The sequence below is a fragment of the Marinobacter sp. genome (assembly GCF_041686475.1).
In the GTDB taxonomy this organism is placed as follows: domain Bacteria; phylum Pseudomonadota; class Gammaproteobacteria; order Pseudomonadales; family Oleiphilaceae; genus Marinobacter.
Genome location: NZ_JAWLDU010000007.1, coordinates 20,339 through 34,650, shown reverse-complemented (window position 1 = coordinate 34,650; position 14,312 = coordinate 20,339). Strand labels below are relative to the sequence as shown.

Annotated in this window: 12 protein-coding genes; 5 read left to right on the top strand and 7 right to left on the bottom strand. The window is 57.9% G+C overall.

Annotation, left to right across the window (positions count from 1 at the left end):
- Positions 1-50: 50 nt before the first annotated feature.
- The 3 genes from dnaB to ACESMB_RS03150 all read left to right on the top strand — a co-directional run bounded on the left by dnaB (position 51) and on the right by ACESMB_RS03150 (position 3,561).
- On the top strand, positions 51-1,448 hold the full coding sequence (gene dnaB / locus ACESMB_RS03160) for a replicative DNA helicase (RefSeq protein WP_372925248.1): 1,398 nt from the start codon (positions 51-53) through the stop codon (positions 1,446-1,448).
- Positions 1,448-2,542, top strand: coding sequence for an alanine racemase (alr, locus tag ACESMB_RS03155; protein ID WP_372925249.1), 1,095 nt, complete (start codon positions 1,448-1,450; stop codon positions 2,540-2,542). Before dnaB ends, alr begins: the two co-directional genes overlap by 1 nt.
- Before the next feature lie 140 nt (positions 2,543-2,682).
- Positions 2,683-3,561, top strand: a complete 879-nt coding sequence (locus ACESMB_RS03150) for an SDR family oxidoreductase (protein ID WP_372925250.1) — start codon at positions 2,683-2,685, stop codon at positions 3,559-3,561.
- Positions 3,562-3,592: 31 nt separating this feature from the next.
- Here the strand turns inward: ACESMB_RS03150 and fnr are convergent, their stop codons facing one another.
- Both fnr and ylqF read right to left on the bottom strand, forming a co-directional pair.
- Positions 3,593-4,339 carry a fumarate/nitrate reduction transcriptional regulator Fnr gene (gene fnr, locus ACESMB_RS03145; RefSeq protein WP_372970892.1) on the bottom strand — a complete coding sequence of 249 codons (747 nt, stop codon included), beginning with the start codon at positions 4,337-4,339 and terminating at the stop codon, positions 3,593-3,595.
- Positions 4,340-4,565: 226 nt separating this feature from the next.
- Positions 4,566-5,459 carry a ribosome biogenesis GTPase YlqF gene (gene ylqF, locus ACESMB_RS03140; RefSeq protein WP_372925252.1) on the bottom strand — a complete coding sequence of 298 codons (894 nt, stop codon included), beginning with the start codon at positions 5,457-5,459 and terminating at the stop codon, positions 4,566-4,568.
- Between the two features lie 220 nt (positions 5,460-5,679).
- Between ylqF and ACESMB_RS03135 the strand changes: the two genes are divergently transcribed.
- Complete coding sequence (locus ACESMB_RS03135; protein ID WP_372925253.1) at positions 5,680-6,126, top strand: Spy/CpxP family protein refolding chaperone; 447 nt, start codon at positions 5,680-5,682, stop codon at positions 6,124-6,126.
- Positions 6,127-6,384: 258 nt separating this feature from the next.
- Here ACESMB_RS03135 and ACESMB_RS03130 read toward each other — a convergent pair whose 3' ends face one another.
- The 5 genes from ACESMB_RS03130 to ACESMB_RS03110 all read right to left on the bottom strand — a co-directional run bounded on the left by ACESMB_RS03130 (position 6,385) and on the right by ACESMB_RS03110 (position 12,915).
- Entirely contained in the window at positions 6,385-8,871 is a 2,487-nt protein-coding gene (locus ACESMB_RS03130; RefSeq protein WP_372970891.1) for an efflux RND transporter permease subunit, read from the bottom strand.
- 52 nt (positions 8,872-8,923) lie between these two features.
- Complete coding sequence (locus tag ACESMB_RS03125; RefSeq protein ID WP_372970890.1) at positions 8,924-10,144, bottom strand: methyl-accepting chemotaxis protein; 1,221 nt, start codon at positions 10,142-10,144, stop codon at positions 8,924-8,926.
- 8 nt (positions 10,145-10,152) lie between these two features.
- On the bottom strand, positions 10,153-11,202 hold the full coding sequence (lipA, locus tag ACESMB_RS03120; protein ID WP_372925256.1) for a lipoyl synthase: 1,050 nt from the start codon (positions 11,200-11,202) through the stop codon (positions 10,153-10,155).
- A gap of 120 nt (positions 11,203-11,322) precedes the next feature.
- Positions 11,323-12,600 carry an O-acetylhomoserine aminocarboxypropyltransferase/cysteine synthase family protein gene (locus tag ACESMB_RS03115; protein ID WP_372970889.1) on the bottom strand — a complete coding sequence of 426 codons (1,278 nt, stop codon included), beginning with the start codon at positions 12,598-12,600 and terminating at the stop codon, positions 11,323-11,325.
- Positions 12,601-12,687: 87 nt separating this feature from the next.
- On the bottom strand, positions 12,688-12,915 hold the full coding sequence (locus ACESMB_RS03110; protein WP_372970888.1) for a hypothetical protein: 228 nt from the start codon (positions 12,913-12,915) through the stop codon (positions 12,688-12,690).
- On the opposite strand from ACESMB_RS03110, the gene ACESMB_RS03105 reads away from it, so the two are divergent.
- The coding region (locus ACESMB_RS03105) for a peptide ABC transporter substrate-binding protein (RefSeq protein WP_372970887.1) at positions 12,904-14,312 on the top strand (1,409 nt) is incomplete at its 3' end. The genes ACESMB_RS03110 and ACESMB_RS03105 overlap by 12 nt on opposite strands.

Sequence of the window (14,312 nt, the reverse complement as noted above, 5' to 3'; positions counted from 1 at the left end):
GCTTTGTGGTGTATGATTTGTGCTTGCCCTAGCTAGACGAAGAAGTTTCCATGGCCAATCCTAATTTCAAACCGGTAAACAGCGACCCCGAAACCAGCCGAATCAAGGTTCCCCCTCATTCTGTTGAGGCCGAGCAGGCGGTTCTCGGTGGCCTGATGCTGGACAACCGCCGATTTGATGAGATCTCGGAAATGATTTCCGCGGTGGACTTCTATCGCCAGGATCACCGGCTGATTTTTGGCGCCGCGGAGCGCCTCGCCAGTGAAAGCGAGCCGCTGGACGTGGTGACGCTGACGGAATTTCTTGAACGCGCCGGTGATATAGAAGACGCCGGTGGGCTGTCGTACCTGGCCGAGCTGGCTGAAAAAACCCCGGGTGCTGCCAATATCCGCGCATACGCAGACATCGTGCGGGAACGATCCATCCTGCGGCAGTTGGTGCAGGTATCCGGGCAGATCTCGGATTCGGCCTTCAATCCCCTGGGGCGCAACAGCAGCGAGATACTGGATGAAGCTGAGCGCAATGTCTTCCAGATTGCCGAATCCCGGGTCAAGGAAGGTACTGGCCCGCAGACGATCAATCCGATTCTTACCAAGGCCCTGAGCCGTATCGAAGAACTGTTTGAGTCCGGGGAAACCACAACCGGCCTGACCACCGGCTTCAAGGATCTGGATGAGTGGACATCCGGTATGCAACCGGCCGATCTGCTGATTGTCGCCGGTCGCCCCTCCATGGGTAAGACCACCTTTGCCATGAACATTGTCGAGAATGCCCTGATCAGCACCAGTACGCCGATCCTGGTGTTCAGTATGGAGATGCCGGCAGATGCACTGGTGATGCGTATGCTGTCTTCCCTGGGCCGGATCGACCAGAGTCGGATCCGCAGTGGCAAACTGGAAGAGGACGATTGGCCCAGGCTGACGTCCGCCGTCAGCCTGTTGAAAGACAAGCCCCTGTATATCGATGACACACCTGGTCTGAGCCCGACGGAAATGCGTTCCCGGGCACGACGTATCGCCCGGGAGAATGACGGCCAGCTGGGCCTGATAATGGTGGATTACCTTCAGCTGATGCGGGTGCCCGGCAACACGGAAGGGCGTACCGCAGAGATTTCCGAGATTTCCCGTTCCCTGAAGGGCATTGCCAAAGAGCTCAGTTGCCCGGTTTTGGCGTTATCGCAGCTTAACCGGAGCCTGGAACAGCGGCCCAACAAACGCCCGGTAAACTCGGACCTGCGGGAATCCGGCGCCATCGAGCAGGACGCGGACGTGATCATGTTCGTGTATCGGGACGAGGTCTATAACGAAGACACCTCAGACAAGGGCATTGCCGAGATTATCATCGGCAAGCAGCGGAACGGCCCCATTGGCACCGTTCGCCTGGCCTTTATCGGCAAGTACACCAAGTTTGAAGACCTGGCCCACGGCGATTACGGCGGGGATTATTGATGCCACGGAAAACCGTCGCCCACATTGATACCGCTGCACTTCGCTATAATTACCGCCTCGCCTGCAGCCTGTCCGGCCCGGCACGGGCGATGGCTGTTATCAAGGCCGATGGCTATGGCCACGGTATCCGTGAAGTGGCCCGGGCGCTGGCGGATGACGCGCCGAAATTTGCCGTTGCCTGTATTGAAGAAGCCCTGGCACTCCGGGAGGCCGGTTTTAGGCATCCGGTCGTGCTGCTGCAGGGCGTGCACAGCGCTGATGACCTGGCTACGTGCGCCCGTGAAGGCTTCGAGGTGGTGGTTCACAGTGATTACCAGCTTTGCTGGCTGGAGGGTGCCAACGAAGTGCCGACACTCTGGCTCAAGGTGAACACTGGCATGAACCGGCTTGGGTTTCCGCCCGGAGGGCTGCCAGATGTCATGGCCTGGCTTAAAAGCCATTCCATGGATCAGAAGCTCACCGGCTTCGTGACCCATTTTGCCTGTGCGGATGATCCTGCCAGCGACTTTACCGCTCAACAGACCCGTGTGTTTGCCGAGACATTGGCTGACTGGCCGTCCCTGGAGAAGAGTGCCTGCAACTCTGCAGCCCATTTCCGCGCCGGTCAGACAATGTTTGACTGGAGTCGTCCGGGCATCATGCTTTACGGTGCTTCTCCCATGCTGGCAAAAACAGGGCCGCAACTGGGCCTGAAACCGGTCATGACACTGGAAGCACAGTTAACCGCTGAACGCACGCTACAGCCCGGCGAGTCAGTAGGCTACGGTTGCAGCTGGACCGCTGAGCGGGAAACCCGGATGGGGATCGTGGCCATTGGCTATGGCGATGGTTATCCGCGACATGCCGGCACTGATACCCCAGCCTGGGTCGCCGGCAACCGTATACGCCTGATTGGCCGGGTATCCATGGATATGCTGGCGGTGGACCTGACCGGTGCGCCAGAGGCTTCTCCCGGTGATATCGTGGAACTCTGGGGACCGCATGTGAGCGTGGATGAAATTGCCCATCATGCTGGCACCATCGCCTATGAGCTTCTTACCGGTATCACGGCCCGGGTGCCCAGGCTGTATGACAGTCCCGGCTCAGGGGCCTGATAGCTCTGTGTGCCGTTGGCTTGAGCAGTATCAGGTAGCCTTCATATCAGTGATATCCCGGGCATGCGTTCCAACCATCGACGTGAAAGATTACAGTGTGGATAAAGATAAACGACTCAAACCGGAGGCAATGAGCGCTCGTGCACGTTCTTGTTGTTCATGATTATGGCCCCTTGGGGCGGGTTTTGCTGGAGCGCCTGAGAAAAACATCGCTTCATGTCAGTCCGTTGCTGATCAGTGAGCTGGAAACAGCGGATCTCACCGCACTGGAAGGCTGGATTCCTGACGATACTGACTTGATCGTGAATGCGTTATGGCTGGCCAATCCGGAAGTCGCCGAAAAAGACCCGGAAGCTGCCCACAAGGTCTCTTTTTCGCTGCCCCTTGCACTGGCGGAGTTTGCCCGCGACCGGAATATGGCGCTGCTGCAGCTATCGTCCTGCTATGTGTTCGATGGCCGCAAACAGAGTGCCTACATTGCCTCCAACCCCGGCCAGCCCGGAAACGAACTGGGAAACTGGCAGTGGGAGAGCGAGCAGGCAGTGCGAACGCTTCTGCCCCGTCATATCATTCTGCGAACAGGCTGGAGCCTGGGGCGTTTTATCCGCAAGGTGCAGTCTGTGGCAGCGCGCTCCGACGTCATCAGGCTGCCCGGCAAGTGCCACGGCCAGCCGGTAACCGTGAGCGATCTTGCCCGGGTGATTACCGCCATTGTGCAGCAGATAGATTGTGGGGCCGAAGTATGGGGTACGTATCAGTACGCCGGTGCGGAGGATATCTCACTCTATGAACTGGGCCTGGCTATCACGGGGCTGAGTGGCATTCCGGGGGGGATCCGGGTGGTGGATGAGATGCCTGCCTGGGCAACGCTTGAACCTGCCAACACCACCATGATCTGCACCAAGATCCGCAACACCTTTGGCGTAAAGCAACTGCCCTGGCGTTCCGGGCTGGCCGAAGAGCTGGAATTGCTTTCTCTGAACGGGGACAGGGAGTTGACTGACGAACCGGCCGGATGATTTCAGCCTTGTCGCCAGTCAGGCAAGAAGGTCAGCTGTTCTGGCTTGAAAATTCCCGGGTGACCGTCTGCAGTGCTTCCACATCCAGCAGTTCCACTTCCCGGCCACGGGCACTGATAATGCCCTGATTCTGGAATCGGGTGAATACACGGCTTACGGTTTCCACCGCCAGGCCAAGGAAGTTGGCGATATCGTTCCGCGCCATGGGCAGGCTGAAGTTGGTGCCAGACATGCGGCGGCGCTGGAAGCGGCTGGAGAGGGATAAAAGCAGGGCTGCAATGCGCTCCTCGGCTGTGTTCTTGCTCAACAACATGGCCAGTTGATGGCTACCCTGAATCTCTTGGCTCATCAGGTGATACATGTGATGCTGGAGGTCCGGCAGCTTGCCGGTGAGTTCTTCCAGCTTGTCGATCGGGAACTCGCAGACACTGGTGCGCTCCAGTGCCCTGGCGGTACAGGCATAGTTTTTACTGCCCATGCTGTCCAGCCCCACCAGTTCGCCGGGCATGAAGAACCCGGTTACCTGTTCCTCGCCGTCCTCGCTGATGATTGATGTCTTGATGGCGCCACTCTTGACCGCAAAACAGGAACGGAAGGGTGTGCTCTGATCAAAGATATGTTCGCCACGGTTGAAAATCCGGCCCTGCTGGACAATGTCTTCCAGGCGATCAAGTTCGTTTTCTTCCACGGCCAGGGGAAGACAGATGTTACTAAGGCTGCACTGATGACAGGAAGCCTTTAGGGGGGAAGCCTGATGAAGTCTGATAACTTGAGCCATGATAGACGAACCATCCATTATTGATTCATATCAAAACCGTACTTTAGTACGAACGATGGGCTTTGCCAATGACTAATGGCATTGACAATTATAAGCATATTCCCCGCCAACAGCACTTGAAGGTACGTTGGCGGGCCCGGCGGCTCCACCAGATCTGCAGAAGGCCCTCAGGCTTTTTCGAACACCAGCGAGGCGTTGGTGCCACAGGCTGAAGACATGGAATAATTCACGCCCCGGGTTTTTCATTTCTGGCCTGCTGGCGTTCGGCTTCTTCCCTGGCTTCCTTTTCCACCATTTCAGGTGTTTCCAGGGAAATACGCCCGAGTTTGCCGGCGCGGAACTCGTTCAACAGTATTTCCGACACCTTGTGCAGGTCCGGAACACCGCCGCGGCCGAGGAATCGACGTTTCTGCGCGATTCCGTCCATCAATGCCAGTCCGTCCTGTGGTAGTTCCTCAAAGCCGTAGCGTGCCATCACCAGCTGCGGATAGGCTTCCAGCAGATAATCCGCTTCGAACATGGCCACGTCTTCGAACTCGATCACCGCACTGCGAATGGCGCCACTGATGGCAAGGCGATAACCACAGGCCTCCGGCGATAGCTTGGGCCAGAGAAACCCGGGCGTGTCGTACAGCAGCACATTGCCCGACAGCTTGATCGCCTGCTGCGCGCGGGTCACCGCAGGCTCATTACCGGTCTTGGCGGCCGGCCTGCCGGCAATGGTATTGATCAGCGTGGATTTGCCAACATTGGGAATGCCCAGGATCATAACCCTGAGGGCGCGCTTCTGGCGATCATGGTCCGGCGTCATCTCACCGGCCAGGCGCAAGATATCCAGAGCTTCGGCACGTTGGTTGTGAGTCATGGTGATGGCACGCACACCACGATCCGTCTCCAGCCAGGCCAGCCAACGCTCGGTGATGGCGGGATCCGCTAGATCACGTTTGTTGAGTACCTTTATCACCGGGGTATCGCCACGCAGGGCAGGGACCAGCGGATTCTCGCTACTGAAAGGCAGGCGTGCATCTACGACCTCAATAATGAGATCCATCTGGGGCATTACCTTTTTGATCTCCTTTCGGGCCTTGTGCATATGCCCTGGAAACCAGTTAATGGCCATGTTTGATACTCCGGAAATGGCTGAACGGCGCCATTATGGACGGGAATGACTAAATTTTCACATTTCTCTGAACCCGCCAGTGGCGGGAGCTCAGGGATTTGATGGTGTGAAGTGTGTACAAAAAGAGGGGGGTTCGGGATGAAATCTGTTGTTGTTTTGTTTTAGGGTGTAGGGCTTGAAAACGCAATATGACCCAAATAATCGATTCTTGGAGATATCTATGAAGCTCATGAAACTGTTCGGAATTGCCCTGATTGCACTCGGGCTGTCTTCTCCGGCGATGGCGCAGCAATCTGGCGGGCAGCCGGACCAGGTTGACCAGCTGGCGCAGATGGTTGGTCTGAGCGATGATCAGCAGAAAGAAATCCGCGGTATCATCGATGACATGCAGTCTGAAATTCAGGAGCTTCAGGGCGAAGCGCAGCAGCTGCAACAGCAGATCCAGGGTGAGATCAAGCCTGACTACGACGAAGGCGCGATTCGCGACAACGCCGAGAAGCTGGGTGAAGTTACTGGTGAGATGACTGCACTGTCTACCCTGATGCAGGCCAAGGTAGATGCTGTGTTCACGGAAGAGCAGCGCGAAGAACTGAACAAGCGTATGCAGGAGATGCAGCAGCAACAGCAGCAGCAAATGCAACAGCAACAACAGCAGCAGATGCAGTAAGCATCAGTAGCTGTTGCCAGATTCCGGGCTTCGCCGCCCGGAGCCTGAAAAACCGCCCTGGCTTTTGGCTTGGGCGGTTTTTTTACGTTCGTAGCCTGCCAGTTTTGAGTCGGACGCGGCGGGGCGGGCCTTCAGAAACACGCCCGTGAATACGCCCGTGTAGGGCCCGGTCGCGCCATCCCTGGCGCTCCACGGTTTCTGAAAGCCCCTACACCGGTGCCGACTATTGCCACGGCCTGAAGGCTGGGAGCGGGCAACTCACGATTTAGCCCCGAAGGGTTTAACGAGGACAATAAGCCGGGGCAACAGGGTAAGGGCCCCAACCAGGGCCATAAACATGGCAAAGCCGGTGAACAAGCCGAAGTAGATGGTCGGGATGAAGTTTGAGAGCACCAGTATGGAAAACCCGGTAATGATCGTCAGCGAGGTAAAGAACATCGCCTGCCCGATACTGCGATGGCAGCGGTGCATGGTGGCGATGTAGTCGCCATCTTGCTCGAACTCCGTCTTGAAGCGGTGGATATAATGAATGGTATCATCCACCGCAATCCCCACGGTAATGGCCGCCACCGTAATCGTCATCATATCCAGTGGAATACCCAGCCAGCCCATCAGACCCAGTACCGCGCCCGCTGCTATAAGATTGGGTGCCATGCCTATCAACGCCAGCTTTATTGACCGGAACAGAATCAGGAACATGATCATGATTGCCAGGAACACCACCCCCAGCGTCTTGATCTGGGAATCGAACAGGCTCTGCAGCATGTTGTTGTACATCACCGTCATGCCGGTGAGCTTTACCTGGTGGTCTTCAAAGCCCATTTCGCCGGTCAGGTGGCTTCGTATGTTATCCAGCAGCTCCTGACGGCGCAGGTCGGGAGAGGTTTCCAGAATGCGGATGCTGAAACGGGCCTGGTCGTGCTCCTCACTGATGTAGGGGGTCAACAGAATGTCCTGCAGGTCATCCGGCACCGCCGAGGGTACAAACGCCAGCTCCAGGGCGTCCAGGGGCTCGCCGCCGTTGACCTGGGCCAGTATATCCAGCGTTGTGCTGATGGACTGTACCTTGCCGGTTTCCGGCAGGCTGTCCAGGTAGTCGTGAACCTTTTCCAGGCGCTCCATCTTCTGATAGGTAAACCAGGTGTCCCGGTGCTCCTCCGCTCCATCACAGTCGTCGACAAACGGGTCGCAGTCACTGGCGAAAGGGTCGCCGCCGCTTTCACCTTCCGGGGCGCTGTCGTCGGTGATCACCACGTCCAGCGGGGTGGTACCACCCAGGCGGTCGTCGATGGTGATCATGCCCTGGTGGATTTCCGTACTGGATTTGAAATAGTCGATAAAGCTGTTTTCCACCGTCAGGCGGTTCAGGCCGATCACGCAGAGTACGGCGATGATGGCCGAGCCGAACAGGACGGTTCTGCCGTAATGCTCGGTAAATCGCGCGAACCTGTCGGTAAACGGAATCCGGTCCGAACGAACCCGCTCGTCTACCGGCGGCGGCAGCAGGGAAAGCAGGGCGGGGAAAATCACGAAGGTGATGAGAAAGGCCACAGCCAGGCCGATGGTCATCATCCAGCCAAAATCGATCACCGGGCGAATACCGCTGAAGGTCAGCGAGCCAAAGGCAACGATGGTGGTGATGGCCATGTAGAAGCAGGGTTTGATCATCGCCAGCAGGGTGTTACGAAGGATGTCCCGCGGCGCGTCATCCGGGTTGTCGTGCTGGAATTCCCGGTAGCGGACGATCAGGTGGATGGTCAGCGACAGGGTCATGATCAGCAGCAGCGACACAAAGTTTGAAGAGATGACCGTGACCGGCCAGCGTGCCCAGCTCAGGTAACCAATCACCAACCAGACGGTAAAGCTGCAGCACAGCAGCGGCACCAGCACCCAGCGCCACTGGCGGAAAATGATTGCGAGGGTCAGCAGCAGGAACACCAGCACGCCGATGCCGAAGGTGGACAGGTCGTTTTCGATGAAGCGGATCATGTCGGCGACAATCATCGGCACGCCGCCCAGGTAGATCTCGGCGCGATCCCGATAGTTGTCGAGCACGGTGCGCACGTTATCGATGGTACGGTCCCGCTCTTCGCCCTGGGCTTCAGTGAATTCGATGAATTCCCGGCTGACCGCTTCCAGCTCCTGCTGCTCTTCCGCCGTTGCTTCGCCACTGTCGACCCTGTCCCGCAGATCATTGCGCTTGTAGAGCAGTTCGAAGTACCGCTCTGGTGTGGGCAGATTGACCTGTATAGCGGTGGTGCCGGCGTCCTCGCTGATCAGCAGGTTCGGATAGAGCGGGTTGCCGAGCAGGGCCTTGCGGGCGGTGTCAGGCTCGACGCCATCCTCGTCAATGGTCTTTATCTCGGAGTCCACGGTATCAAGGGTGAGGTCCGGGCTGTGAAGCAGCGGAACGTTGAGAATGCTGTTGGTGGAGCTGACATTGTCCAGTGCGGCCAGCTCATCCCGGAGGGATTCCAGCAGCGCCAGGCCATCCTCGCTGAACAGTTCGTCGTGCGGTGTAAAGGTAACCACCAGGAAGTCGTCGGAGGTGGTGAAGCGCTGGTTCACTTCCCGGTACTGTTCCAGTGAGCGGTCGTTTTCGAGAACCAGCGACTCGGCTGAAGCGTCGAGGCGAAACTGGTCAAGGCGCAGGCTGGCAATCACCAGCAACACACCGAACAGCAGAAGAACAAGAACAGGATGGGGGAAAATCAGCCGGTCATAGAACGATCGAAGCCAGGACATCGAAAACAGCACCCTTCACAGTGGAAACGAGAGCAGAGTGTGCCACAAAGTGTCAGTCGACGGTGACCCTGTTTGAGGCTTCTTCCAGGGAATCGATCAGTTGTTTCAGGCGCCTGCTCATATCGGCACTTTCGGTGAGTTGGGTGACCATGCTCTCGGTGGTGTCGCGAATACTCTGAACGTTGGCCAGAACCTCATCGGTGGAGGCTGTCTGGTCGGCGGACACGTCGGCAATCTCCTGGTTGGTTTCGTCAATACGGCTTACAACCGAATTGATGGCGTCCAGGGATTTGCGGGCCTCTTCAGATTCATCCACGCAACGGTTGGCATCTTCCGAACTGTCGGTCATCTGGGTGACGGCGGCGTCCATGGCGGTCAGCAGGCGGTCGATGGTGGTCTGTATCTGGTCGGTGGAATCCTGCACCCGCTGGGCAAGGTTACGCACTTCGTCGGCTACTACGGCAAACCCGCGGCCCTGTTCGCCGGCACGGGCCGCTTCGATGGCTGCGTTCAATGCCAGCAGGTTGGTCTGTTCGGCAATGCCCTTGATCTCGTCAACGGCGTGGCTGATTTCATGGCTGTTTTCCGCCAGTGCCTGCACGCTGTTCGCGGATGTCTGGATAGCGGTTGCCAGCTGACGAATGGAGTCCGCACTGCGGCTGACCCGTTCGCTACCGTCAACGGCGGCATTTCGTGCTTCGTGAGACAGGGTCTTGGCAATGCCGGCCTGCTCCGCAATGCCGGTGAAGCTCTGAAGCATGTTTTCCACTACCGCAGCACTGCGGTCAGCGCCCGACTGCTGGCGGCCCAGGTCGTCTCTGCGTGCCTCTGCAGCTGCTGTCAGTGCCTGAACTTCGCTATGAAGGTGGTCGGTAGCCTGTTTCATGCTTTTAACCACACCCATGGTGCGGTCCTGCATGGCGTTGAAAGCCTCGCCCATTTCGCCGATTTCATCGGTGGAATCAATGTGCGCCCGCTCGCTCAGGTTGCCGGACGCCTGCACCGATACCATGGTTTTCTTCAGGCGATAAACGTGTCGCTCGATAAAAGAAATCAGTAGTTGTGACCCCGCCATTTCCAATGCCATCAGCACGGCGACCACCAGTGCGAAGCCTCCGGCGGTTTCACGGAAAACCGCCGAAAAGGGCTGGTCAGTCAGCGCGGCAATGGTGTTCATGGCATAGAGCACCAGCAGGCAGAGTACCACCAGCACAACAATATTGAGCAGCCAGAACTTGTATTTAAGCCGGGCATTCCTGAGCAGTTGCAGCATGGAGAGTCTCAGTCAACTGCTTTCACGGGGATTTGCTGTGCTTTGTCCGTAGCGGCAGGTACCTCTGGCACGGCAAGACCAAGGTTATTTTTCTCGAATACGCGGTCGGCGCGATAGCTTGAGCGCACCATCGGCCCGGATGGCACTTCCATGAAGCCTTTCTCAAGACCGAGTTCACGGTAGCGGTTGAAGTCTTCAGGGGTTACATACTTCTCGACCGGCAAGTGATTCTGGGTCGGGCGCAGATACTGGCCGAGGGTCAGAATGTCGACGCCGATGGCCCGCAGGTCGTCCATGGTTTCCAGGATTTCTTCCTCGGTTTCCCCCAGTCCCAGCATCAGGCTGGTCTTGGTCAGCACGTCCGGGCGGTATTGCTTGGCGTGGGCCAGTACGCTGAGGGTTTTTTCGTAGCCGGCGCGGGGATCCCGCACGCGTGTGGTCAGACGCTTTACGGTTTCTACATTCTGGGCGAACACGTCCAGCCCGGAGTCCACCACCAGTTCTACATGTTTCATCACAGCGTCGAAGTCCGGGGTCAACGCCTCAACGGCCACTTCCGGCGTCCGCTGCTTGATCGCGGATACGCAAGCCGCATAGTGGGCGGCGCCACCGTCGTCCAGATCATCCCGGTCGACAGAGGTAAGTACGATGTAGCGCAGGCCCATGAGCTCTACGGACTTGGCGGTATTTTCAGGTTCTTCGTGATCAAGCCAGCCTTTGGGGTTGCCGGTATCCACGGCACAGAAGCGGCAGGCACGGGTGCAGACGGATCCCATGACCATGATGGTGGCGGTACCGTTGGTCCAGCATTCACCGATGTTGGGACAGTGGGACTCTTGGCAGACGGTGCTCAGGCGGTGTTCGCTGACGTTCTTGCGAACAGCCTCGTAGCGCTCGCCACCGGGCATGCGGGCCCGGAGCCAGGATGGTTTGCGCTGAGTGCTGGTGTCGATAATGCCCGAGCCAGAACGTTTGATCCCATCCTTTATGGCGGAAAAACCATGTTCATTGCGGAACTTGGAACCACTGGTGACACGGGGCTTGGCGCTATCGCTCATTACAACAGGACTCTTTTCTTGGCTGAGATTAAAGGGTAATCCGCAGCAGCGGAGGATACAAGACAGGTACGGACAATCACGGGGGCTCCGGGCACGACCTTGGTCGTACCCGGAGCCGCTTCAGGCAGTCGCCTTGTCGAGGGCCTGACTGATATCGGCAATGATGTCATCAACATGTTCAATGCCGATGGACAGCCTTACCAGGTCCTCGCTGACGCCCGCGCTTGCCAGCTCTTCCGGGTTGAGTTGCCGGTGAGTGGTTGTGGCCGGGTGGCAGGCCAGGGACTTGGCGTCGCCGATGTTTACCAGGCGGTAGATCAGTTGCAGGGCATCGATAAACTTCGCGCCGTTCTCACGGCCGCCGGTGATGCCGAAGCTGAGGATGCCGGAGGCGCGGCCGCCACAGATTTTGTCGCAGGTGGCTTTATAAGGGCTGTCTGCCAGTGTGGCATAGTTGACCCACTCTACGGACGGATGTTTCTGCAGGTAATCGGCCACTTTTTCCGCGTTCTCACAATGGCGCTCCATGCGCAGCCCCAGAGTCTCCAGGCCCTGCATGATCAGAAACGCATTGAAAGGAGATAGGGCGGCACCGGTATTGCGCAGCGGGACGACACGGCAGCGGCCAATGAAAGCTGCCTCGCCCAGCGCCTCTGTGAATACCACGCCGTGATAGGACGGGTCAGGCTCATTCAGCATGGGGAATTTTGCCTTGTTGGCGGCCCAGTCGAATTTACCGGAATCCACGACGACGCCGGCAACCGTGGTGCCATGGCCACCGATGTACTTGGTGAGCGAGTGAACCACGATGTCCGCGCCGTGCTCGATGGGCCGGCACAGAAATGGCGTTGCCACGGTGTTGTCGACAATCAGCGGGATGCCGTGTTGGTGGGCGATCTCTGCCCAGCGCTGGATGTCTACCACGTTGCCCGCCGGGTTGCCGATGGACTCACAGAACAGGGCGCGGGTGTTGTCGTCGATGGCCTTTTCCACGGCATCGAAGTCATCGTGTCTCACCATGTGGCAGTCAATACCCTGGTTGGGCAGTGAGTGCGCAAACAGGTTGTAGGTGCCGCCATAGAGCTGGCCGGTGCTGACGATGTTGTTGCCGACCTTGCAGATGGTCTGCAGGGCATAAAGGATCGCAGCCATGCCTGAAGCCACCGCCAGTGCACCTACGCCGCCCTCGAGCTGCGCCATGCGCTCTTCCAGTACGGCATTGGTGGGGTTCATGATTCGGGTATAGATGTTGCCCTGCACCTTCAGGTCGAACAAGTCGGCCCCGTGCTGGGTGTCGTCGAAGGTGTAGGAGGTGGTCTGGTAGATTGGCGTCGTGGCCGCATTAGTGGTCGGATCGCCGTTAAAGCCCGCGTGAAGGGCGAGAGTTTCCGGTTTCATGATATTGCATCCCTTTTCTTATGCATGGGTGTCAAGGTTGAACGTCAGGCACGAGTATGCCACAGGCGAAGGATTGTGAGCAGAGTTTCATGTTCGTGCCGCAAGCTTGTGACTTGGTTGATTTCGCGCTAGCTTCAGCCAGATATGACTGCCACCAGCCTGCAAATAATGACTGCCACAATCAACCGGTGCGCCTTCGCTCTTCTCGCGCTGATAATGCTGGCTGCCTGTAGCGAGGAAGGTCGGCAGGATGCTGGCGATGAAGCCCTGGCTGCGGCTGAAGTCGATGCGCCGGAAAGCCGCATGCGTGATCATCCCGAAACCGGAGAAAAACTGGCCCGCAGACAGGTTCTCGTGCGTGGTAACGCCAGTGAACCGGCGTCACTCGACCCCCATCTGGTGGAAGACACCGTGGGCGGTGCCATTGTGGTTGATCTGTTCGAGGGCCTGACCCGCAGCGGCCCCAACGGGGATACCGAGCCGGCACTGGCCAGGTCCTGGTCGTCCTCGGATAACAACCTGACATGGACGTTCAGGTTGAGGGAAGACGGCCGCTGGAGCGATGGTACCACAGTGACAGCCCATGACTTTGTTTATGGCTGGCGCCGGGCTGTGGATCCCGAGGTTGGTTCCAATTATGCCTATTACATCGAATCGGCCGGGGTAGAGAATGCCGCTGAAATCATAACCGGAGAGAAAGAGCCGGAGGCACTGGGTGTTCGCGCCATTGACGATTTCACCTTTGAGGTGACCCTGGCGCAGCCGATCACTTACCTGCCGGACATGACCGTTCACTACACCATGTTCCCTGCTCCTAGAGAGGCGATTGAAACCCATGGCCCGGACTGGACCAAACCCGGCAACATGGTCTCGAACGGCGCCTATCTGCTGGATACCTGGCATCTGGGTGAAAAACTGGTTGCGGCCCGCAACCCACATTACCGCGAGAACAACCGGACCATCATCGACCGGGTGGTGTATGTGCCCATCGAGTCCTCTTCTGCCGAGCTCCAGCGTTACGCCAGCGGGGAGCTCCACATGACGTCCACGGTGCCGGTGTCCCAGATGGTCAGGCTGAAGAAGGAGCGGCCGGATGAGCTGGTGATGGCTCCCAGCATTGCTACCTACATGTATGCTTTCAACGTAAACCGGCCGCCTTTTGATGATGTGCGTGTGCGCCGTGCCCTGACCTATGCCATCGACAGAAACCTCATCGTGAACTACATCACCCGCGGCGGGCAGATGCCAGCCTTCAGCCTGACTCCGGGTTACGTCAGTGACTTTGACTTCCAGCAACCGGAGTATGGAACCTGGAGCCAGCCGGAGCGGGACGAGGCGGCCCGCCGGGAACTCGAGAAGGCCGGTTATACCGAAGACAACCCGCTGGAGTTCGAGCTGCTTTACAACACCGATGAAAGCCACAAGGCACTGGCCATCGTGGTCAGCCAGATGTGGAAAGAAAAGCTGGGCGCAAAGGTCACCATCAGCAACCTGGAGTGGAAAACGTTCCTCTCCGAGAAGCAGGCCGGCAACTATGAAATGGCCCGCTTTGGCTGGAAGGGAGACTACAACGAGGCTTCCACCTTTCTGACATTGCTTACCACCGATAGCGGCAACAATGATGGTGGCTGGGGTAATGTGGAGTACGATCAGCTTCTGCAGGATGCCCGTTCCGCCGAAGATCCAAACCCCTATTACGTTCAGGCCGAGGA

Bases quoted from the DNA above. Each gene is read 5' to 3' on its own strand.
- dnaB (WP_372925248.1), top strand. From the start codon at position 51: ATGGCCAATCCTAATTTCAAACCGGTAAACAGCGACCCCGAAACCAGC.
- alr (WP_372925249.1), top strand. From the start codon at position 1,448: ATGCCACGGAAAACCGTCGCCCACATTGATACCGCTGCACTTCGCTAT.
- fnr (WP_372970892.1), bottom strand. From the start codon at position 4,339: ATGGCTCAAGTTATCAGACTTCATCAGGCTTCCCCCCTAAAGGCTTCC.
- ylqF (WP_372925252.1), bottom strand. From the start codon at position 5,459: ATGGCCATTAACTGGTTTCCAGGGCATATGCACAAGGCCCGAAAGGAG.
- ACESMB_RS03135 (WP_372925253.1), top strand. From the start codon at position 5,680: ATGAAGCTCATGAAACTGTTCGGAATTGCCCTGATTGCACTCGGGCTG.
- ACESMB_RS03130 (WP_372970891.1), bottom strand. From the start codon at position 8,871: ATGTCCTGGCTTCGATCGTTCTATGACCGGCTGATTTTCCCCCATCCT.
- ACESMB_RS03125 (WP_372970890.1), bottom strand. From the start codon at position 10,144: ATGCTGCAACTGCTCAGGAATGCCCGGCTTAAATACAAGTTCTGGCTG.
- lipA (WP_372925256.1), bottom strand. From the start codon at position 11,202: ATGAGCGATAGCGCCAAGCCCCGTGTCACCAGTGGTTCCAAGTTCCGC.
- ACESMB_RS03115 (WP_372970889.1), bottom strand. From the start codon at position 12,600: ATGAAACCGGAAACTCTCGCCCTTCACGCGGGCTTTAACGGCGATCCG.
- ACESMB_RS03110 (WP_372970888.1), bottom strand. From the start codon at position 12,915: ATGATCACGCATGCGGCTTTCCGGCGCATCGACTTCAGCCGCAGCCAG.